Genomic DNA, 23359 nt, shown 5'->3' with positions numbered 1-23359 from the left:
TAATTATATCTGTTATTATTATACCATTTATCCATACAAAAAAGTAGTAGAAATCGCATAAAATCAACGTTTTCTACTACTTAATAGAAGGCACCCTTGTTACTGGAATGAATGGTTTTCTTCTCTTCGATTGAAAACCCAGTAAGCAATCGTTTCAATTGCCGGGCATCCAATTGTTTGATTTCCGAAGAATGCTTCGGCCATTGAAGCCGCCCATTTTCAAAGCGTTTATACAAAAGTAAAAAGCCATCACCTTCCCAATAAAGAGCTTTAAATCGATCCGGTCTTGACCCGCAAAAGAGAAAGAGCGCATTGTCAAAAACATCAAGTTGGTACGTCTCCATGATATAAGCTGCGAGACCATCGATCCCTTTTCGTAAATCCGTTTTTCCACAAACCAAAAAGATATTAGGTACGCGAGTGAAGTCGAGAAGCATGGATGCTCAACTCCTTCATGATCGTGGCCAAAATATATTTGTCCGTCCCATTATAAATATAGGCCTCAGCCTGTCCCAATTTTACTCGAGCAGCGAGTTTTGATTTTGCTGGAGCAGTGGGTGTCATAGACGGATTTCGATCCACGATCTGAATAGGAACAATTTCTTTTTTCTCCATATAAATAAACCTCCTGTAGTTGATAGAGTTAGTTTAACAATCATCGCAGGAGGAAACGAGACACTTTGCTATATGACGGTTCTTTCCAATTTCATGGGATTCGACGATTTTCCAATGATAAAACTTTTTTTCGTAATAAATTGAAACTGCACCGTCCATACATCTGTTTCTTTATGGTCTTTATCTTATTTACGCTACCTTCAGCTAAACCATTGTTATATTTATGAGTAATCGCATATTTGACTGCTGGGAAATCATTTAAGAGACTACCCACAAACTTTAATAGAGAGACATCATCAAAATTTTCTTTTACAGAAGACATCCAGCTTTTAAAAGACTCTAGATCTTGTTTTTTTAAACAATGACGAAATCTCCAAACTAATTCATAGAGTTGTTTGTATTTTGGATGCTGATTGAAAACTAATTCCAATAACTCACTATCAATGACGGGAACTTTCTCAATCGGTAAATAGAATAGTTTAATTAACCATTTTCGTTCTAATATTTCAATGGATTTCCCTTGATACTCTTCTTTAAAATGTTTATGAAGACGACGTTGCCGGGACATATATCCTCGAATAGCATCTACTGTTCCGGTATATCCTTTTTCAGAAATAATTTGAAAAATCTCTGAGTATGTTTTTCTTTCTTTACGAAGCGCAAGAACTTCTTTGCGATATTTTTCTAATTTACCAGGACGATCGATCCCATATTGTCCGCTGAGAGAAGAAGCATCTTTTCCTAAATATCTTACAATTGTTTGAGGCGTGTATCCTGTAATATCAGTTATTTCGGAAAGGGCAACTCCTTTTTTGGCAAGGGCTCTCACTTCATCAATTTGTTGTTGTTTTTCTTCCATTAGCTCATTATGATGTCGTTCCCAAAATATTGCTTTATCTTCCGGAATTTCCTTCTCCTTCATTTTTATATACTTGGAAATAGTTTTAAGGCCGAAGCCTGTTTTCATTCGAATTTCTTGCTGTGTCATACCGTCGGTATGCAGCCGTTTTACATAAACAATTTTATCTCTTCGTGAAGCATATAGAAGAAAATCTTCAAATTTTTCATATTTTTCATTGGAAATCTCGATTGGAATCCTTGGCGGGAAAGAGTGGCGCATGAATGTTTGAGCGAGTTCACAAAGACGAGCAACCAAATGAAATCTATCGGTGACTTGTATTGCATGAGGGAATGCTTTCTTAATCGCTGCAGAGTATGTACGAGAACCATCACGTGACACCAGCTCAACACATTTGAATTTTTTAAGCCATTCGATCACATCCTCTTTTTCACGAGATTCCAGCAGGTCAACAATTTTCCCAGTTTTGATATCTACCATAATTGTGCCATAACGTTGGCGTTTCTTCAGAGCGAAATCATCAATGCATATTTCAGCTACATCATAATCTACGTGAATTTTTTTTTTGCCCAAGATAATTACATAGACTACTCTTCCTTACTATGATTCCCATTTCTTCAAGGTCTTTAGTCATACCTACAGAACTCCGACTTTCTGCTAAATCAACAATTAGTTTCATCAATCGTGTTGTTTTTCGTGCATTTCGTTCCCTAAAAGGGAACGTCTCAGAAAATGTTTTTTTAGAACAGTCAGGATTTTGACATTTGAATCTTCGTATAAGTAAATTTAAATAGACTGTCTTACTTTGAATCGGTAGATCTTGAATTTTAGTAGTATAAGAATCATGAATATTGGTGGATTTGCAGCGACATGTGGGGCACTTTGCCGAGGTAGAAATGGAAGAAACATCAAAGGTAATTTTCTCTTTTGTTATTTGACAGTCATCAACATGTAAATTAACGTCCAATGATAAAAGTAATTCTTCCAAAGAAATACGCCTCCTTATCATGTAACAGTAACTACCAACAATTAAATTATACTACATTTAGTATATCGAATCCCATGAAATTGGAAAGAACCTATATGACGCTTACGGAAAGAACCTATATGACGCTTACCATTTGTTCATACAAAAAAGTAGTAGAAATCGCATAAAATCAACGTTTTCTACTACTTAATAGAAGGCACCCTTGGTGCTTGAATGAATAGTTTTCTTCTCTTCGATTGAAAACCCAGTAAGCAATCGTTTCAATTGTCGGCCGTCCAATTGTTTGATTTCCGAAGAATGTTTCGGCCATTGAAGACGACCATTTTCAAAGCGTTTATACAAGAGTATGAAGCCATCCCCTTCCCAATAAAGAGCTTTAAACCGATCTGGCCTTGACCCACAAAAGAGAAAGAGCGCATTGTCAAAAACATCCAGTTGGTATGTCTCCATGACATAAGCTGCGAGACCATCAATCCCTTTTCGCAAATCCGTTTTCCCACAAACCAAAAAGATATTAGGTACGCGAGTGAAGTCGAGAAGCATGGATACTCAGCTCCTTTAAAATCGTTGCTAGAATGTACTTGTCTGAACCGTTGTAGATGTTAACTTCTGCTTCTCCAAGTTTAACCCGTGCGGCAATTTTTGGTTTTGATGCAGCGGTAGCGATTGGTTTTTGATCCACTAATTGAATCGGAACGACTTCTTTTGTCTCCATAACTTGAACCTCCTTCTAGTTGTTAGGTTCAGTTTATCAAGCATTTATTGAAGATGCGAGACACCACAGTATAGGACGGTTACCATTCTCCCTATTCTATAGGATGGACGCTGGGCTTTTACAGTGGTTCTGCGGTTACGATTCAAGTGCTTTATTTAGTCGAATTGGGGATTCCTTTAATTCGTTTTTGTTACCGTTTCTTTACGAATAACACACTCCTCAGTTCTTAGTGATGCCAAATAGTTCTTTTTCATTTTTCTCGTTTTATTCTTCACGCCTGTGAGATAATATTTTTAAAAAGATCTTCCTTTTGAATATAATTTAATAAATTTGTATTAATTCTATAGCCTCTTCCCCATAAAGTTTGAACCGCAACTTTCTCTACATTCGCTTGTTCAAATTTCATTTTAATTCGTGTTATGGTACTGGAAAGAGAAGCTAAATGGGATTTAGTCACTTCTTCGTTCCATACTTTATGACAAATTTCTTCTCGTGTAACGACTTGACTCCCTGCTTCGATTAAAATGGATAAAATTCTTGATTCCGTTTGAGATAACCGATGCAACGTCTCCATAATTCCGTAATTCATTTCATTTTCTTTACCTGCATGTTTCCCTGTATCTTGAAGATAATTCGAACTAATTGGCGAAACCTTGCCTGATACTGATAACTGAGCAACATTGCTCGCTTGTTGCGAATCTTCCGTTCGGGCATCCTTTTTCCTCAGGTTATACAAGTGTTCACGTAATTCATCGATAGAATCCGCGGATGAAATAATCGCATTAAGATGCGCAATTTCTAAATATCTCTGATCCATCTCCGTCACATTGCTTTCGACTTTACGAATAATACGAATGGAGTAATTTCTTAAGAGTGGGATAAGTTCTGTTACCTCACTCTCACAAATTGTTTCACTTAAAATGACATACTGGAACAGTTTAAAAAACTCCCTTGTTTCTTGCTGTTGCTTACAGCTGTTAAAAATTTTTGAAGAACAGTAGACCTCATAATCCAGTGACTGCAACTTCTGTTGAATTTCTTGTTCAGCCAAAACATTTCTAGTCAGAATCAATACTTGATTCATAATAATCTCCCCTTTTTTGTTAAGCCCAATGCTATTAATTCACTTACTTATATTCTTTTCGTGAGATCACAGAAACTTTTGGATATTCGTAACGCTCTTTGATTTCCTCTAAGTCCGGTACATCACTTTGAGCCAATTGATCCACACGGGTCTTCATTTCTTCATAAATACTCATGATTGTTTGGCGGGATTCATCCACTTCACAAGATATTTCTTTGGCCCGATCATGGATGGTTTGTAATTCAGCTTCTGAATCTTTCACAATCCGTTGCGCGTCCAGCTTGGCTTTTTCCACCATCCGATTGGCTTGGCGTCGAGCAGAGATTAAAACTTCACCAATTTCATGCTGGGAATGGATCGCTTCTTGCTTCAACTGCTCATTTTCAGTTTTCAATTCGTCAATTTGATGGTATAAGTTAGTGATCTGCTCACTTTCAATTACTGCCTCTTGATGCTTTTGATCTTCGATCAATTGCTGAACCAGCTCTTCTTTTTCTAAAATCTGCTGGTCCTTATCCATAATCAACTGATCCAACTGAGCCACCAATTCTTCTTTTTGGGTCAAGTCATTCGACAAAGTAGTCATTTGATCCTCGAGTTGCTGAACCGTTTCTTGGTAACGACGTTCACCGTCTTGCTGGTTCATGGCGAACTCATGAAGCTGTTTTTTAGCTTCTTCCAGCTCGGCATCCACCGACTGATACTGTTCTATCGAGACCTTCAAGGTGTTAATCTCTTCTTCAGCTTGATCCAGCTGTTCTTTCAAGTAGCCAGTTTCTTTATTATCTTGCAACCGTTGGATCTCTTGACGTTTTCGGCGAACTTCTGTCTCTAGATCTTTGATTTGACGACGATTTTCGGCTTTTTCTTCTCCGGTTCGCAGAAGTGCTTGTTTATATTTTTCATTTTCCTTTGTTAGGCGCTGCTTTTCTAAGTCCGTATTTCGGTTCGCCTGTTCAAGCAGTTCGTCTTTTTCAGCAATCAGACGTTTCAATTCTCCAATCTCATCGATTTGTTTCTTTGTTTGCCTCTCTGGCAGAATTTTCGCTTCTTCCTCAAATAGGATCTCTTCTTCTGGAACGGAATTAATTTCATCGATAATATTCTTATTGAAAAACCAACCATTTTTCTTTTGTTGTGCAGTCATAGTCTCTCCTCTTTCTTTACTCGTCTTCTTGAATCAATGAAAATTCTTCAGCAGGGTTCTCCCGTGAGAATGTACAGCTATACGTTTTCTTCTTATTCTTATCGTTCATCAAATTCATCTGGAACGTGATCTGCGTCAAGTTCGATACATCTTTCGCCTCTTTCGCGAAAGCCTTGATGTTTTCCTTGATCTGTTGGCGATTTTCTTCACTGCCGGAATCCCCTGCCAAGGCAATATTTAGTGTTTGGGTTGGAATATCCAAGACGATCAAGGTGGTGGATAAACCGAAATACGGACTGACCTTCGTTGAAAGATCACTCTCGATCTCGTACTGTTTCTCCCGATTTTCATTGGAGAACAATTCCTCCCATGGATAGTCTTTCAATCCTATCCCCTTTTGGGGGTAGACTTTGATAGGCAATTTATTGATGAGTTGTTTCTGTTCTTTTTTTAGCGTATACAGTTCATCTTTTAACTGATTGCTTCGCTCCGTAATGTCGTGCAGCTGGTCCTCCATTTGAAACAAACTATAGGTCGTCAACAATAGGCCGAGTGCTAATAAGATTGTCAGGTACAACAAGGACGACACATGCTTGCCTTGTTCCGCTTGTTTGACAATCTCCAACTTCCGTTGGAATGATGCGGGTGTATTTGGCGGCAGCTTCAGCCGCTGCAATTGCACCTTGATGACCATTCGCCGAAACCAAACAATCAGTATCAAAATGACTAGCGCCACGCTAATCCAATTTATGATCAAAATGTTTCTATCCCCTTTTCTCTCGTTGGTTTCGTTTCCTGCTTAATCAAAATAATCCGCTAGCTTTTGATCGTGCTTCTTTTTCTTTATCTCTTGTAACAGCGTTCCGTTCGACAAGGCTTCTACCTTGAATTCCAAATCATCATAAATGGAAAGCACACTTTTTCTTGATTCAGAAACTTCGATAAGAATTTTTTTCGCCCGGTTACTGATATTTTCTAGTTCCAATTCGGCTGAACTGATCATGTGCTTCGCTTCTACTTGCGCTTCCTCCACGGTCCGATTGGCTTGTTTCTTCGCTGAGATCAGCACCTCGCCAATTTCTTGTTGCGATTGAACCACTTCTTTTTTGAGGCGTTCATTTTTTTCCATCAGTTCATCGACTTGTTTCTTCGCTTGGATCAATTCAAGACTTTCTTCCGCGTCTTTTTGTTCCTTCAGCTTGCTTAATTCGACTTGCGCATCGGCTAAACGACTGGCCAGTCGTTCTTTTTCCGCCTCGAGCTGTTCTAGCGTGTTCGTCTTCTCCTCCAGCTTTGCGATTTCTTCATGGGCATCAAACAAGGCGCTGTTGAGAGCTTCTTTCTCCGCAGCTAGCTGTTCCATCGTTTCCGTAGGTTCTTCTTGTACTTGTTCTTCCAGAATTTGTCCTTGTTCATCAATCGCCATTTGTGATTCCTCCAATGCATTTTCAAGCTTTTGAGCAACCTGCTCGTTCAATTGTTGGATCGTTCGTTTGTACTTCGCGTTTTTTTCCTTTAAACTCTTCAGCTCCGCTTCAATTTCTTGATCTTTTTCCTCAAGCATCTCATCGAGTATGTCGTTTTCAGCTTGAAGTTCAATCATTTTTGTCTCATTCTTTTTATTAATGGTATGTAACTGTTGGTAGTCTTTTTCCAATTCACCATGTTGTTTTTTTAACTGATTGAACTCTTCGAGTTCATTTTTGTAATACTCCATTTCCGTTTGGATCTGAGTTAACTTTTTTACATTTTGTTTGCTCTCTTCTTGTGACTCTTGATAATTTTTTTTGTACTCTGCAAGTTGTCGAGTGAGTTCCTTCAAGTCTGTGGTGACAGTTTCTTCTTTAGTTTCATCTTCTTTGATTCGCTCAACTGTATCGTTTAACTCTCGTTGCTTTTCCTCTAGTTCTTGTTGGAGCTGTTGGATGTTTAATTCTGCCTCGTTCTTTTCTTCAGCTATTTCTGTAAGTTTCGTTTGCCACTCCTTTTCTTGTTCCTTCAGCTCGTCAGTTAATCGAATCCGCTCAAATGCCAACTTTTCTCTTAATGACTCATTTTCCAACTCTAATTTATGAACATGAATTTCTGTTTCTTCTTTTAGTGCTTCTAATTCTGTCTGAAATTGCTGAATTTCTGTCTTCTGTTCAAAGTCACTTTGCTTTAATTGTTGAGCGAATTTACGTTTTTCCTGCTCCTGTTCTTGAGTTGATCCTTCTAATTTAATTTGGTTATCTTCCTCAGTTGAAAAGAACGCCTCTGGAACCTCTTTTGTTTCAATATATCGTTCCTCTGCGTTTAGCTCTTCCTCAGTAATATCGTTGATAAATTCTTTCAACGATTGCGTCGATAGCCATTTTCGCTTTTTCTTGTTCTCTGCCATTAACCCTTCCCACCATCATTCTTTAGATTTTGCTCGGAAATACTTTTTTTATTAAAGTTCTCTTCACTATTTTTACGAGAGTAATTCACGCTATAAACAATCTTCTTTTCTTTGCCTATAGAAGCGATCATCCGAACATGGATATCGGTCAATTCAGAAACTCCTTCAGCTTCTTTCGCGAATGCATCAATATTCTTCTGAATTGTTTCTTTTTCGCCTCTATCATTCGCTTGCCCTTTTAGATGAAGTGTTATTGCTTTCGGAACAATCAAAGAAACCTCTGTATCAGAAGAACCAAAATATGGACTTGTCTTTTGGGAAATGGCGGCTTCCACTTGATGCTGGAAGGCGGAGTCTTTCTTTTCCACAGTTAGTTTCTCCCACTCATATTCTTTGAGACCAATTCCTTCTGCCGGATAATTTTTCAAAGGAATACTGGCGGATAGCTGTTTGTGCTGCTCTTCCAAGCGTTCTAACCGATCTTCTAAATGAACAGTCTTCTTTTTCATACTTTGATAGTCGTTAGTCAACAGTAGAAAAGAACCAATAAAAAGCATTAACGCGATTCCGATGGCTAGACAAGTAAGAAGTAAATAGCGAATGTGGCGAGTCTGTTCGAGTTTTCTGAGATAATTAACCTTTCGCCGAAACAAAGGCGATTGATCTGATTCCTTTTGAATCGCAGCGAACCGTAAATCGAAGACAAGTCTTAGAAAGGTTAAAATAAGAGCTATAATAATTAAGCCCGCACTAGCTATCCCTAGTATCACCATCATGGTTCCTCCTCCAGCAGGTTGTGTTGTCTCATTCGCTGTCCGCCTGCTTTCTGATCAAGGAGGGAAGATGAAACTGAACGGTCCCTTCAACATCTCGTTTGTAGACAAAACCAAATGTGCGACTATCTTTCGACACATCAATATGATCCCCTGTCGTAAAATACAAGCCCTTTGGAATCTTCGTCAACGCTTGAAATTCTTCCGCGACAGCCGGAGATAATTGAAACGTATAAGTCGTCTCAAAATCTCCATGATCACCAATATTCAAAACCATTCGATCATTGCGGATAAACATCGTATCCCCAGGTATCCCGATCACTCGTTTCACAAATTTCCCATTCTCTCCTTTGACGGAAAAGGCGATCACATCGTATCGGTGAATTGGATCCCTTTTTTTCACTAAAACCATATCTTTTTCCGTCAAGGTTGGATTCATAGAAGTTCCTGAGATGGGATGAAAGCTATACTCTCTTCGAACGAGCTGCCCGGAAACGAACAGAACCACTAATAACAACAGGGTCAGAATCGTTAAGATAAGGCTTTTAGCGATCGAGCGGTGAGGCGGACTTTCTTCTTTTTTTGTTTGACGTGATCGAACAGTTGCCATAAGTTACAGTGCTCCTTGTATAGTAGTATTGTCAAATAAAGTCTGACTGGGTATTCTTTTTACTTCGCTTTGATATAAGATACCTGGTCAGATGTTGCTAAAGCCGTATCGATTACTCGATACGAGATCACCGTACCGCCGTAAACATTTCCTTCTGAAATCAGAATACCCTCTGGTCGAACAACTTCCACAAACGCCACATGTCCGTAGCGTGGATCGGAACCAGCGGTACCTGGTTTAAAGGAAATCAACCAACCTGCTTTTGGTTTTTGGCTGACTTGATAGCCTAACGCTTTACCTTTTGTCGCCCACTCGCCGCCGTTGCCCATGTAATCATCGACTGATTTTCCTAGCTGCTTCACACGATTGAAGGCATACCAGGTACATTGACCAACGGGGTAAGAGCCGGAGCTGTTGTAGTCCACACCATTGTAGTCCGGGTATTTCATCCGACTGCGGTACTCCGCTGGAATCGCCTCTTTGCCTTTGATGAAGATGCCCGAATCTTTGCCGTCTGTTTTCACCTGATCATATTGCGTCAAATGATAGAGCGCGATAATCGAATTCAGTTTCTTCCCATAAGTGGTATCTGTCGCGTAAGTACCGGTCAATGCATTTGTGGTGCGTAGGTAGTTTTTCGCAGTTGAACGCCACGTTTGTTTGTAATACCTAGCATTTCCTGAAATTCCACCGCGTAATAATTCTACATAATCACCCAGCGACGCCGCATAATTTGGGTATTTACGGAAAGCTGCGTTTATCGAGTAGAGATCGCCATTTCCACGGTCCTCTTGAGTCGCCATCGAAACTGATTGACCTTGATAGGTTCCTTTAATCCCGAATAAATTATGATTTGGTGCTAAAGATAAGGTACTTGTTCCAGATCCACTTTCCAATAATGCTTGGGCGATCATGACTGAGGCAAAGACATCGTACTCCTGTCCTAACTTACGAGCATCGTCTCCAACCTTCTTAATAAAATTCTTAGCACCTTCGTTTTCTTTAAAGTTCATTGAGGCAGGATATTCCGCTAGAATCTCTTCACCATATTTGGTCAAGGGTGTTTCTGGCAGTTCTTGAACTAATAAATCCTCTTCTAAATCAATCGTTTCTATAACGACTTGACGTTGGGCTTCAATTTCATCAGATTCCGAATCTGTCGTTCCTTTTTCTTCTGTCGCTTTTTCTTTATCCGCCTCTTTTTCGATTTCTACATCATCGACAGTCAAATAATAGTCATCTCCAAGATAGACACCGAGTAGAATGTTCTTGTCCTTTTTCTTTTGATATAACAGACTGCCCACTTCGATTTCTTCAGGCATTTTTTCTGGCTTTTCTTCAAGCTCTAACGCGAATAGATTTTGATAGATGTCTGTCGCTAATTGCTCCGGATCATAGCCTTCTTCCTGTTCAGTTCCAAGTTGCTTGATCCCTTCATAGATTAATGCTCCATGAGTTTTATTTTCAAGACTGTTTAGTAACGGTAATTCGAATCCCTTCAAATCGGATTGAGCAACTTCCGTTGCCTTCAGCTCACTTGGCAGCTTTAAATTGCTGGTTTCTGAAAAGGCATCCGGTGCCGTCGGCGCAACAAACGCGTTCGGTCGAACACTTGAATCTTTTGGTGCAGCTGGCATTACTGCGGCAGGCTCATTCGGTACAACTGGTATTGGAGCCATAGACTGTTTCGGTTCATCTTTACTTGTGGTCGGCTGTGTTGGCACGGAACTACTCGGAGTTGCCGTGCTTGGCTTCGTTTTATTTGGTTGCGTACTGCTTGATGGTGCACTGCTCGGCCTTGTCGAACTTGAATTGGACGAACTGCTGGAAGGCTTCGTCGAACTGGATGTACTTGAATTTGTCGAAGAAGCCGTCGAGTTCGTTGACGAATCGACTGAGCTGCTTTCTGAAGAAGCAATTTCCGACGTACTTAAAACTTCCGATTCGGAACTGCTGGAATGTTCTGGTGCATCCGTTGATTCTTCTACTTCTTCCATGGGAATGGGTGATTCCAATTCCACTGTACTCACGTCATTTACTCGTGCTTCGCTACTTTCTGGAATTGACACCTGACTTTCTACCGTTCCTGTTTCTACTATTAAAGAAGAATCTTTTGTCAGCTCTCCTGCTTTTAAAACACCACTGCGTAAGCTGGCAAGGCCGCCAATGAAAACGAGTATCCCGCAAACACCCACAACTATCTTTTTCATGTATTTGTTCCTTTCTAGATCAAACTAAAGAATAAAATCGGTAATAAGAATAATAAGAACAACGGCACGACCGTCTGCATCGGATCAGAAATGATCTTCGCAGCCAGTGTCATGCTTACCCGTTCGAGCTCAGACACTGGATCCTTTTTCATGATGGTGCCGTCGATTTTCCCATCATTTCGTTTCAGCTTCATTTGATCGAACAGATCGTCTTTGGCGTCATGAAGCGGCTGGACGCTTTTGAGATTTCCTTGAACAAGACGCCGATAGATCGTGCCGATGTCTCCCTCACAACGTAAAAGTGTCAGCTTGGCGATCCCATTTTTTGGTTCCTTTTCAACGTATGAAACCTCTGTTTCTTCGATAATCTTGTTCAAAAAAACCTCGTAAACATAGACATCCTTGAAATCTGTCGCATAGATCAGCTGTCCTTTTTTTAAATCTTGGATGCGGTGAAGCAAGACATCCTTATCGAAGATGTTATGGGCTAGCGCAACGTAGTTGCCTCGTCCTAACTGTTGATCGGAGCGGTAGGTAGCCGCTCCTGTTAACAAGTTTTCATTTGCCATCCCAGCTAAGATGGGTAAATCAATCGACACATCCGGGATCACAAGCTTGCCGATCCCCCAGTTATTGGTTGTATTCTGAACCACTGATTTCGCTTTGGCGTAATCGGAGATTTTTACACTGGCGATTTGTTTCTCGCCATAATTTGCCTCATCAATTTTGTCGATGTTGTAGGCACTCAGTTCTTCCTTCGGTCCTACATTAATCGCTGCCGAGGCGGGCTCTTGTTCCATGTGCAGGTAGCCATAGATCGCGGTGACTAGAACAGCGGTCATCGTGACGAACAGAATGATGAATAAGGTTTTCGTGACTTGGAACAAGCGTTTCAGATTCTTTCGAGCTTTCGCTGAAACGACGGGATCATCTGAGCGGAAACGTTTGATGAAGCGGCGATATAGGCTCATCAATAAGATGAAGATCGCCACATTCAATCCTAGTGTTGTCAGAACAATATTTTGATAACTCCAGGTATTCCGTTTTTTGACTTTTCTTTGAACCGCGGCTTTATAATCCGTTCGATGACCAGTTACTAATAGCCGGAAAGTGTTGATACCTGGCGGTGTGCAGGTAAGCAGGGTCACTTTATCTTTCCCTTTATAAATTTTGACCTTATCGACATCGCTAGGCAGGATTTCCTCAAAAGAATCAATCTCATACGCCAATCGCTTGCCTAAAATATTAATAAAAAACAAATCGCCTTCTTTTAAATTACGGATATCCGTAAACAAGACTTGGTTTTTGACTCCGCTATGTCCCGTAATGACTGAGCGGGTATTTTTCCCACCAATCGGGATCGAAGTCGGCTCAAAATGCCCCAAGCCTTTTTCTAATGTTTTGAATGACGTGCCGTGAAAAAAAGGCATTTGTTTGATATCAATCGCAGGAATATCGACGGTACCCATGACATCCCCTTGTTTCATGACCTTGTTGTAAACGACTGGATTGCCCTTCGGCAAGCCTTCTTGTTTGTTGTAGATGTATTCATTATAGGCTTTTGCCAACGCCCATTGTTCATCTTTTTCCTTCTGAGACATTTTCTTCATCGTGTCGTCGTACTCAGATACCGCCTGACTACGTTCACGATTTGCCAAGTAATTCCCAGCAATTGGATAGAGTAATGTCAAGACTCCGCCGACAATCATGATGATTGCGAAAATCTTTAGAAAGGAATGTTTTCGTTTCTTTTTTGGGGTCTTCTTCATGGCGGTTCCTTCTTTCCAATAGGGATTTACAAGTTGAAAGAAAGAATCCAGGATACTAACAGTTCCGCATCCGAGATTCTTTCTTCAGTGATGATGCATGACTTGATTAAAAAACGTCTTTTTTGCGGTGGATACTAAACATTCCAACTCCGCCCATCGCAACGATCATGGCTAAGATCCACATCAAAACCTGAGCAGTTCCAATGTTTCCACTGGTTTGCGGCAACTTCTTAATCTCGCCTTTTTCATCGACTTCAACAGGAATTGGCTGACCGTCTGGTCCTTTAGTCACAGGCAATTTAGGCGTCTCACCTAAAACACTGGACTTGGGATAAATATATACTTCATTCAAGGGTTCGCCTGTCTGTTGAGGGAAAGGTAACTCAACAATGACCGGCTCCATCACATCTTTTAATTGCTTGTGTTCCTTCTCAACAATTTGATACATCCCTTGCGCGAGATTTTCTGCATGAGCAAGCCCTTGCGTATCCGTGGTTACCGTTGTATGGTACGCTCCATCCCCCTGAACAGGCTCAAATCCAGATGCCCCTTGAATTGGCGTCACCCGAGTGATCTCATAAGATATTCCTGGCAACGGATCAAGATTCTTCCCATCCGCATCTTTCACTTGATCTACTTTGGTTCCATCTAAGGGCATCGTCTCTGCAATTTTTGCAAAATCATCGATTTTGTATTTTTGAATGAAGATACTGTACCCAGAAATCCCCACACCTTCTGCGTTTTCTGCTTCGGCATGAGCAGAAATCACACCACCAAAGCTCAGAGAGAAAACAAATAAGCAAAACAACAAACGACGTACTTTTTTCACTTTAATTTCCTCCCCTTACTTTGATTGGTCGAAAATGTAGGAATACTCCGGCCATTCCAATGACGAATAATGAGACAGATGCAATCAAAATGATTCGTAATGCTTTGGTACCTCCAGTAAATGGTAGGTCCGCCTTCTTGTCATTTTCTTGATAGACCGTCACCGTTTGGTTCCCTTCCGTGATCGTGACTTTGATCGGATTTTTGATCAATTCATAACCACTTGGGGCTTTGGTCTCGATCAAGGTGTGTTCCCCAGGGAACAGCTTCACAAAATTCAGATACCCACTACCATCTGTTGTTTCAGTCGCAAAAGGTGTACTTGCATCCCCTTCATAAACCTCAAATTCTGCCCCGCTTAATGGTGTACCAGTCGCCTTTTCGGCCTCACTTAATTCTCCATCTCCGTTAGCATCTGTCGCTGTCCCTGTCGCATATTTAAATAGACGAATCGTTGATGGTCGAATCAAACCGAGGTTGACATCGGTCACATGATGCTTTGCGTCGGTCGCTCCCGAACCCGCAATTTCACTCAAGCTCGGTTGTTCATACTCCAGCGTTTGATAAGAGTCTTGATCTGCTTTTGAGTTCTTTGTTGGATCGGATCCTACCAGCTGCTTTGTGACCCTTGCTTCTCGTTGAACAACCTTATCTCCGATAATAAACTCCGCGATATAGTCACCCTCTGGTAAATTTTCAAATAGATACTTTCCATTCGCGTCGGTTTTCACTAAGGAATCGCCAGAACCATTAATGAATTTCTCCCCTGTCAAACTTTCCTCCACTAACTTCTTCTTATAGGAAGGAACTTCAAGACTAGTTCGATATAACTTAACGGGAATATCTTTGACCCAGTCTTCCGGAGCCCCAGAGGATTTATTCCCTATCAACCCATCTAGACTATCATCATACCAAGCAACCCCAGATAGATCTCGTCCATAAACTGTTACTCTACTTGGAACACCTTGAACAAATTTATTCAAATGAGAATTCAATGATGGTGCGTTGACATACTTATCCCCAGCTTTCTGTTTATCCGGTCGTAAAGTGATTGAAAAACTCAAATCTTCATCTGGTTGAACCTCGTCATAGATAGCCATTACAGCCTTCGCATTTTTCAAAACAGACATATCCGAACCAAGTTTATACCAACCAGAACTCAAGACAATCGAGTTTGGATCAACATTTGCTGAAAAAGAATTATTCGTATACCAAATCACTCCAGAGCCATTACCCAACTTGGTTGATAAAAGAGAATAGTCGCCATTAAAGTCTGTTCCACGTCCATCCCCGTTATAAGGGAGGACGTCCAACACCCGAATATCATTCATTGCAACCGCTGAGTGATTTTTATAGGAAATGGTATACGTAAAATCAGTAGGATGTGTTATTGAGGGTTTAGCGGGATCAACTTCATTCCCACTTTCGATATAAGGTTTATTAACTTCCTTATCGACTACGATTACACCACTGTTCGATACTGACACTGTTTTTGTACTAGTTCGAAATTCTTCTTCTGACGTATCCTTGTTATTTTCATCACTCTCCAACCATAAATCTGCAACAACTTTTCCGTCTAAATCCGCAACGTTATTGATAAAGTTTAACTTTGAAGAAATAACAATTGTATCAAAAGATACCTTTGGATTATAACTACTATTTTCTGTCAGATAATCCAATATCCATGTCAACGTTTGAGTTCCATCACTATTATCCTTAATCACTGGATCGGATAACTGTTTTCCTAGATAATCTTTTGCCGTACCATCAGCATAATGTGTTTCTTCAGGTATAGTGACTGCAAATTTTACTTTATGATTTTGACTAGATCCACTTTCTACTTTTCCCTCTACACTCCATCTGATCACTTCTTGAGGAGAATATACAGATTTATCCGATGTAATTGTTGGACGAATTGTCATCGGTGTAATATAAAGAGTATCTCCATAATCCCCAGATGGGTTATGAATTTCTGTAATTACTCCACTATCATTATACTTTGTATAAGCATAATTATTCTTACCCTTTCCTGGTGAAATGCGAACACTTTTATCTTCATTGTCTAATAACATTGTATTTGTCAAGCCTATATTGCCATTTCCCTTTCCATCTTCCTCCGTCAATGTTCCAACAACTGTTAACGGTACCCAAACTCTTATAGAATTCACTCCAGATGCCGATGTATTATGAGTCACGGTCTTTATAGCTGCTATAGTTCCGTTTTTCTCTGCTTCCGTAGCACTAGAATACCATGAATAAGCTTTATCTATTTCTTCTTGCTCTCTTAAAGAAACATCAGGGACATTATTTCCTACTCCAAAATATATTGCTTTTTCATCCATATCGGTATGAGTCTGGATGATTGATCTTGATGAATCATACTCGAAACTATTAGCATTCCACCGTGTGTACTGAACTGCATTCTCTGTTCTAAAATCTACAGCACTAGTGGCACTTCTAAGATATATTTTTTCTCCCTTTGCTACAACCCCATCTCCTGAGCTTTTATAAAAGTTAGTATCATGATTACTACTATAGGCCTTTCTATTTTTATCCATAAAAACTGCATAAGTTATCATACTTCCTGGCCATTTTCTATCCCAAGCCATACTGATTTTTGAATTTACATCTTGTTCTACACCTTCATATTTTATTTTTGATACAGTTAGTTGGTAATCAATATTAGCATTAATATCTACTTGTTTCTCTAAGTATTCATAAGGAAAAGTCATAGCCATATTTATAACAGAAAAAGGTTCTGCATTACTTGCCATCTTTCCCCCATTAACAAACCATTTATTTGGTCCGACACTAATCGGTGTATAATCTTGATTTTCAACACGAATAGAATTATCCGATACTTGATTGATTGCCTTAGGTTTTCCCGTATCATATATCCCTATATTATTATTTGGACTAGTTTGAGTCGGTGGATATATTCTTCTTGTATATCCCGCCGGCGCTGCCATTCCACTTCGAGATAGCTCTTTAAGTGTGGGTTCATATTGTACATATTCCGCAGTAACTTGTTTATTAGGTGACCATTGATCTCTGCGATAGAGACCGTCATACATAATGGCCTGCATCCCCCTAGTATCGGTCCCTATTTCTAACTCTTTTTGTACATCACTATGGTCTTCGGAATACACGAGCTTCTGATTAATATCATATCGAACCCCTCCAACCGGATAGGTCGATCCCTTAAGTAAACCAATATCAGTCCTTCCAGGAAGCGGCTTCAATTGAACATATGCTGCTACATTACTAACCATTGTATACGGATGATCAGTAGAACTTGCTAATTGATTAAAAGTTGTCATACTATTTGGAGACCAAACCATTTTTACATCTACAAGTGGCTTAGCACTAATAAAGATTTCGTCCTTCAAATGAGGTTCAACACTAGCATTGATCACTTGATCAATCGTCTCTGTTCCCCCACTCGTCGTTTTAGCACTTTCAATGGTTACCGTAAATTCTGGTTTCAATGAATCTCCATTGACGCCACCAAATGTTTCTATTGTTTCAGTAAAATAAGCTTGTCCAGTCGCTTTACTCAAGGTTAGCCAACTGCTTCGATTTGATTTTTTTGTCCCATTCCCTGTATCGGTTACTGTACCATTCGATAATTCCGCAGTTTGTCGAATTTGACCAGCACTGTCTTTACGCCAAGAATCTGATAATTCCGTGTCTAATCGAATGCGCAATGACGTATATTTTACATCCATATTACTTATCCCAATGTTGACACGATAACTGGCAATATCCCATGTTCGAACAAACTCATCATCTGCACTTCTATCGTAACCGGGTGCCTTAGTAGTATCAAATGGCGCCACCCCGGTCGTTCGTCCAACATCAATGCTTACTCGAAATGGTGTAGTTCCACTAACTGCTCGTGAGTCAATTGTTTTCTCCTCAGCCGCAGAATCTGCTGTTCTTTCTTCTTTGACATCTTCATTTTCAGATTTTGGTGACTTGTTTATCTGACCTTCAGTATTATCACTTCCACTATTTGTTGGTTCTACGAATTCTTCTTGTCTTTCATTCTCAACTGGCTCAATTGTTTCTGGAATTTTTGTTTGAGCTTGATTCAATTGTTCTGTTGTCTTAAATAGAACAATTGGTTGCGTTTTATTGTTGTCTTTTAATGATTTTATGGTCACGGTTTGTTCTTTTCTTGTCAATCGTGTGATACGAAGGTGTTGAACTTGATTTTTTTCTAATTCAAAATAGAAACTCCCTTTACTTTCGCTTTTATGTACTTGGTAATAAGGAAATCGTTCACGACCTTCACTAACCATCAGTTCTTTACTTGATTCTTGTTCGCTCGTTTTTACTGTCTCCAAACGTTTTTCAAACAGCCCCAAAGCTTGACTTTTTTTAAAATCTGAAGAATCCAATTGAGGGTACGCGATGTCTTGTCCTTCTTCATTTAAAGGAACAATAGAAACGGTATCATCATACGATAATTCAAAAATATCTGTATCTTTTGCCTTAAAAGAAAGCTCGACAGTTTCTTTATCAGTCTCTAAAGAATCATTGGGAACTGCTTTATTTTTCACTGTTACACTGACTAACGAGTCAGGTGCTGATGCTTTTAGTGCTTTTCCATGGTAATAGAAGAAAAGAACTCCTATTATCAACACAACAGGAAGAAGGAGGGGGACCATGCGTTTTATTTGAATCGGTTTTGTCATCGTCTTCCTTTCCTTTCCATTGTCTTCTTAAGAGACAATCTATCAGCCCCGTTAAACATATATTTTGTCTAACAGATTGATACGAAGGATGTCTTTTTAAGACAATCCTTCGTAAGCAGCTTGCAGTACAACGTATGTCATGCGCTAGTTATCCCCTACACTTGACGACGTTTTTTTTCAATCGCCATTGTTGCTGTACCAATTGTAATAGCTCCTAAAGCAATCACAATCATCAATGTTGTACCAGCGCCACCGGTAAATGGTAAGTCCGTTTTCTTCTTGTTGATTACGGTTAGTTCTACAGCTGCATCACTTGCTGTATCCAAAGTTACCGTTACTTTTTGTGGGTCTTTAATCAATTCATAGCCAGAAGGTGCTTTCGTTTCCACTACCCAATAATCTTTTTTGATATTTGCTTTAGGCCATGTTGCTTCAACTGGATTCGTTGGATCTTGTTTCCCATCCCCATCATCATCAGTAAACCAATCCAATGCTAACCCATTGAATTCTGCTTTTCCGCTAAGAGAAGTTGCTTTTAGGTAAGTAACGCCGCTTGGCAATGCCGGTGTACTTGTCCCATCGTCATTCAAGGTATAAGAATTGCCATCAGACGCTAAGAATTTCTTCGCATTCGCATCTGCTTCACTGGTCGCAATATGAAATTCTGCACCATCCAACGCTGTTGAACCTTCATCTGTCTTTTCAATGTCAAATCCACCATCATAGTACTCTGGATTTTCTTCACTTTCTTCTGTAACTGGTTCTTGTCCAGGAAGCAAATATTCGATGCCAAATTTATTGGCGATTATACCGTTAAAATCTTTGTCCGTTGTTACTTTATACACAACTTGCAAGTGTGTGTCTTCATCAACAGTCACTTTTTTCATTCCAGCTTGCGTTAAACTAACTACAACTTCTTTTTTAGCACCCAACGTTAAATCTTCTACTTTACTTGGTGCAACAATTTTCGTGCCACCTAGTGTTACTTCATATTCTGTCCCATTTGTTAATTGGACAGGATCACCATTTTTGTCTAACACGTAAACTTCTACATCTTGTAATTTCAGGTTTTCATCGATGCTATCGCTTACTCTGAAGTAATTGGCGAATAAATCAAATGGCAAGTCACCTGCTCCGATCACCAAATCTTTGATGGTCCCATCTGCCGGATCTAACCAATTAGTAATCGTCATTTCTTTGTCGATCTCACTGTACAGCCCTGATGGAAGTTTCGTTGTCGCTTCCCATTGGAAGTCATTTCCCGCTTTGATTGAGTAGCCTTTACCACCTTCAACAGTCTTATTTAATTCTGTATCTGTCACGATATTCTTAGGATACACATGGACATCATAAATCAATTTGCCAGTATCATCTCGTTTTGTTTGTGGCAGGTGAACAAAGAATGGATCCATTGGTTTGCTGATTTTCAATTCTGTTTCACCCGTCGTAGGATCTGTATACGTATAATCACCAGACACAGAATCTTTGATTTCTCGAACTAAGTATATTCCATCCGCTGTTTTACCTGTACCTACATCAAAGGTCAATTTACCGTCAGAATCAGTTTTGCCAGTCAATCTAGTGAATGTTGCATCGACTTCCCAATCTGTACCTTCGACTTGTTTTAACGGGTCTGTCAAGGACGCGTTTCCTTTAGGCTTCACTCGGATAATTTCAAAATTAACATCCTTCATGACTTTTTTTCCAACTAAATCAGGTGCCACAGATGGATCTAATGATTCCCCATCGCCTCGCTCACCTAATTCAGAGGCACTATTAATTTCGTATTTCCAAATAGTAATTGAACGATCAGATGTATTGTCTGATACCGCATTCCCACTAATATTCTGTGTAGGTGGTGCCGCAAAAACTGCCGTAGAACCAGCACCTGCTGCTCCTATCATTGTTAATACCCCTAACATCATTGCTGTTTTACTTATCCATTTTCTTTTGCTCTTCATAATTATCTCCCTTACTTTTTTGTTTTTTACTCTTAAATTAGCTAAAATAAAGAATTAGAAAGAAGGATTATCGATTTCCTAATTGCTAATTTTTTCCAATACACTCCAATACACAAATGGAGAACAGCACCTTCCAGTTCTATATTGGAAATTAATGAAAAAATAGTATGTCTGTCCTTCGATAAACATTCCCCCTTTCAAAAGCTTGATAAAGTTCATCATTTTTGTCAAAAGCTCTAATTATTACACTTTTTTCTTCTTAGTCTTATAAAAAACTAGAAACACATTATCACTCCTTTTGAATAGGGCTCTATCATCTATTCTTGACGATGAATGACGGCTTATTATAGAATGCTTTGGATCCTCAATCTATTTTGGAAAAGAAATTGAATAAACCGAAGGATTCATGATGGTGTGTTCATTCACGGCTCCGAGTAAGCGCTTTCTTCGTTTTTGAAAAAAGAATACCCCGAAAAAAGAGCCTATTTTTTTTAATTTTACAAAATATTTTTTCTTAAAAAACTGTCCAATTCGTTAATAACTGAAAACCGTTGTTCTAGCATAGCATCCACATAGGTATCCAACGTCATCTGCGTAGAGGCATGACCAAGAAGGGCACTCACAGAGGAAATATCTTCTTTTATTTCCAAACAGCGAGTTGCAAATGTGTGCCGCAATTGATGAAAATGGATATGAAGAAGCTCCGCTTTTTCACGAATACGGTGAAAATGATAAGTAAGTAGCCGCGGTTCACAGGGGTGACCGTTGGTGGAAAAGACAAAGTGGCCTTTTGATTGCTTCCGATGCGTCAGTAATAGTTTCTTCAATGTCTTACTCATAGGAATTATCCGTCCAGAAGCTTCCGTTTTTGAGTCTGCTAAAATCAATTGTGTTTTTTTAATCGGACTGTTGGTTGGAATTCTTTGGTACGTGTGAACCACATGAATCAAATTGGCATCAAAATCAATATCCGTCCATTTGAGTGCCGCAACTTCCCCTATTCGCAACCCCGAATAGAGAGCGAGTAGCGAGGGAACACCATAGCCCTTTTTCTCGTTAAGTGCAATAGCCATCACTTTCTTTTGTTCCGCGCGGGTCAAGGCCCTTACTTTGGTTTGTTTCGCTTTTGGAATTCCCAACTCTAAAAGGGGATTCGAATGAATCTTCCCTGTTTTCTTAGCGTGATTCAAACATTTATTCAATATTCTGAAAACCACTTGAATGGTTGAACAGGATAAAGTCTCCTGCAGTCTTTTCAAGAGAATTTTTCCTGAATCAATCGACAATTCATTTAAAGCAACTTTTCCAATCATCGGGAAAACATATTTTGTTAACTTATAACGGTAACTGGAAAGTGTTGATGACTTGACCTCGTCCTGAATTTCATCAAGCCATCTCTCTGCCCATTTTTCAAAATATTCCACTGAGGAACCTTGAATTTTTTGTAAGGATTGGTAATGAATTCGAAGCGGATAAATTCTTTGTCTTACTTCTGTATAACTCTTCCCATAGACATATCCATACTTGATTTGTCCACTTGTTTTTCTCCCTTTCGGAAATCGGCCTTCCCAACGACCATCTTTCCGAAGATAAATATTTTCACCTTTGCGCATACGAGCATTCCTCCTATTTTTTGACGGCGTAACTGACGGTGTATATTTTTCTATTCTATTAGTCTTTTTAGTTGAAAAGCTAGAGATAGGAGGAGGCTACTCTCCCATCCTCACTTCTACTATTAAAAAAATAATTATTTTTGTGATTTGTGTTGCTTATTAATAACAGATAATATATAATCATCTTAGGAATTGCTCTTATATGTCATATATTAGTTATTATATTTTTGATGAGTCTTGTTTGTTTCTAGTTTTTTATAAGACCAAGTAAGATTCATGCAGGTAAATAGTGTTTTTAAAAGCTAAACTACAAAAATAAAAGCATCTTTTCTGTTTCAGAAAAATAACTTTATGTTATATATATCTGCACATATCATGTGTGATTTTTGTTATATCCCAAACAAAAAGAACGTTTTTTATTCTTTATATCAACTTTCCATTCACCTCATTTTACTTATCCTTTTATTATAATATTACTTTTCTAAAATAGCTTATCATTTTCAACAGTAACATTCATGACAATTTTATTCTTGATCTTCATTTGCTTTGAAAAAAAGAGACGTAACCATCGAGAGATCCGGCTTTCTGAACCAACTTTAGGGCGTCCAAAGAAAAATGCGAGTCGAGATAAAACCATCGAACCCCAAGACAACGCGGACAGAGTAGAAGTGGAACGCGGCTTCAGTCTATTGAAACGCTGTTTTAGTGCGAGATTAGTCCGAACAAAACGCAAGGATACGACGCTTACCAGTATCGCTCTGAGCGTGATCGCCATGAATCTGTCAAAATTGACGGCAGATTTTTTACGCCAAATTTTCAATTGGTCTTTGAGTTTCAGAAAAACATGGTCAAAGTCATCGGATTTTGCGTTTTCCGAATATTTGGTAATTATTCAGTAGACATTATCACTACAACGAACACATTAAATGTGGCATCTTTCAAATGAAGGGGCCGATCTGAAAAAAGAATGCTATACCGTTCAAATGATGGATACGCTTGGTCTAGACAAACTTACAACAGATGATTTACATCACTCAATCAATACATCTCCACTTGCACTGAATGCTTCACTAACGATTCTCAATCTCGCTATTTTTCAACATTCGT

19 protein-coding genes are annotated in these 23359 nt (G+C 39.3%); 1 reads left to right on the top strand and 18 read right to left on the bottom strand.

Features of this window, described 5'->3' with window-relative positions; translation table 11 throughout:
* Positions 1-80: 80 nt before the first annotated feature.
* The 18 genes from tnpB (IGI52_RS15535) to IGI52_RS15450 form a co-directional block, all read right to left on the bottom strand.
* The gene (gene tnpB / locus IGI52_RS15535; RefSeq protein WP_438781671.1) at positions 81-437 is read right to left on the bottom strand and encodes an IS66 family insertion sequence element accessory protein TnpB; all 357 of its coding nucleotides are present in this window, start codon (positions 435-437) and stop codon (positions 81-83) included.
* Positions 409-615: a hypothetical protein gene (locus tag IGI52_RS15530; protein WP_438781670.1), complete on the bottom strand. Its 207-nt coding sequence runs from the start codon at positions 613-615 to the stop codon at positions 409-411. Before IGI52_RS15530 ends, tnpB (IGI52_RS15535) begins: the two co-directional genes overlap by 29 nt.
* Positions 616-706: 91 nt before the next feature.
* A complete protein-coding gene (locus IGI52_RS15525; protein ID WP_438780108.1) occupies positions 707-2047 on the bottom strand; it encodes an ISL3 family transposase in 1341 nt (446 codons plus the stop codon).
* The gene (locus IGI52_RS15520; protein ID WP_438780107.1) at positions 2016-2462 is read right to left on the bottom strand and encodes a transposase family protein; all 447 of its coding nucleotides are present in this window, start codon (positions 2460-2462) and stop codon (positions 2016-2018) included. Before IGI52_RS15520 ends, IGI52_RS15525 begins: the two co-directional genes overlap by 32 nt.
* A gap of 186 nt (positions 2463-2648) precedes the next feature.
* Complete coding sequence (tnpB, locus tag IGI52_RS15515) at positions 2649-3005, bottom strand: IS66 family insertion sequence element accessory protein TnpB (protein WP_438781669.1); 357 nt, start codon at positions 3003-3005, stop codon at positions 2649-2651.
* Complete coding sequence (locus IGI52_RS15510) at positions 2977-3177, bottom strand: hypothetical protein (RefSeq protein ID WP_438781668.1); 201 nt, start codon at positions 3175-3177, stop codon at positions 2977-2979. Before IGI52_RS15510 ends, tnpB (IGI52_RS15515) begins: the two co-directional genes overlap by 29 nt.
* A 271-nt stretch (positions 3178-3448) precedes the next feature.
* Positions 3449-4261, bottom strand: a complete 813-nt coding sequence (locus IGI52_RS15505) for a helix-turn-helix domain-containing protein (protein ID WP_438781667.1) — start codon at positions 4259-4261, stop codon at positions 3449-3451.
* A 43-nt stretch (positions 4262-4304) separates the two neighbouring features.
* Entirely contained in the window at positions 4305-5408 is a 1104-nt protein-coding gene (locus tag IGI52_RS15500) for a hypothetical protein (RefSeq protein WP_438781666.1), read from the bottom strand.
* A gap of 16 nt (positions 5409-5424) precedes the next feature.
* A complete protein-coding gene (locus tag IGI52_RS15495) occupies positions 5425-6165 on the bottom strand; it encodes a hypothetical protein (protein ID WP_438781665.1) in 741 nt (246 codons plus the stop codon).
* A gap of 42 nt (positions 6166-6207) precedes the next feature.
* Positions 6208-7788: a hypothetical protein gene (locus IGI52_RS15490; protein ID WP_438781664.1), complete on the bottom strand. Its 1581-nt coding sequence runs from the start codon at positions 7786-7788 to the stop codon at positions 6208-6210.
* A complete protein-coding gene (locus tag IGI52_RS15485) occupies positions 7788-8564 on the bottom strand; it encodes a hypothetical protein (protein WP_438781663.1) in 777 nt (258 codons plus the stop codon). The genes IGI52_RS15490 and IGI52_RS15485 overlap by 1 nt, the downstream gene beginning before the upstream one ends.
* Before the next feature lie 28 nt (positions 8565-8592).
* Positions 8593-9171, bottom strand: coding sequence for a signal peptidase I (gene lepB, locus IGI52_RS15480; protein WP_438781662.1), 579 nt, complete (start codon positions 9169-9171; stop codon positions 8593-8595).
* 59 nt (positions 9172-9230) lie between these two features.
* The gene (locus IGI52_RS15475; RefSeq protein WP_438781661.1) at positions 9231-11381 is read right to left on the bottom strand and encodes a glucosaminidase domain-containing protein; all 2151 of its coding nucleotides are present in this window, start codon (positions 11379-11381) and stop codon (positions 9231-9233) included.
* 14 nt (positions 11382-11395) lie between these two features.
* Entirely contained in the window at positions 11396-13150 is a 1755-nt protein-coding gene (locus IGI52_RS15470; RefSeq protein ID WP_438781660.1) for a class C sortase, read from the bottom strand.
* 106 nt (positions 13151-13256) lie between these two features.
* The gene (locus IGI52_RS15465; RefSeq protein ID WP_438781659.1) at positions 13257-13979 is read right to left on the bottom strand and encodes a pilin N-terminal domain-containing protein; all 723 of its coding nucleotides are present in this window, start codon (positions 13977-13979) and stop codon (positions 13257-13259) included.
* Between the two features lies 1 nt (position 13980).
* A complete protein-coding gene (locus IGI52_RS15460; protein WP_438781657.1) occupies positions 13981-18678 on the bottom strand; it encodes a SpaA isopeptide-forming pilin-related protein in 4698 nt (1565 codons plus the stop codon).
* A 155-nt stretch (positions 18679-18833) separates the two neighbouring features.
* Complete coding sequence (locus IGI52_RS15455; RefSeq protein WP_438781656.1) at positions 18834-20639, bottom strand: SpaH/EbpB family LPXTG-anchored major pilin; 1806 nt, start codon at positions 20637-20639, stop codon at positions 18834-18836.
* A 497-nt stretch (positions 20640-21136) separates the two neighbouring features.
* Positions 21137-22252 (bottom strand): tyrosine-type recombinase/integrase, encoded by a 1116-nt coding sequence (locus IGI52_RS15450; RefSeq protein WP_438781655.1) that lies wholly within the window; start codon positions 22250-22252, stop codon positions 21137-21139.
* Between the two features lie 515 nt (positions 22253-22767).
* Between IGI52_RS15450 and IGI52_RS15445 the strand changes: the two genes are divergently transcribed.
* Positions 22768-23151 (top strand): transposase, encoded by a 384-nt coding sequence (locus IGI52_RS15445; protein ID WP_438781654.1) that lies wholly within the window; start codon positions 22768-22770, stop codon positions 23149-23151.
* Positions 23152-23359 lie beyond the last annotated feature (208 nt).

The organism is Enterococcus sp. DIV0187, from assembly GCF_051713785.1.
In the GTDB taxonomy this organism is placed as follows: domain Bacteria; phylum Bacillota; class Bacilli; order Lactobacillales; family Enterococcaceae; genus Enterococcus_A; species Enterococcus_A avium.
The sequence above is the reverse complement of the archived record's forward strand: the minus strand, read 5'-3'. Positions and strand labels throughout refer to the sequence as shown.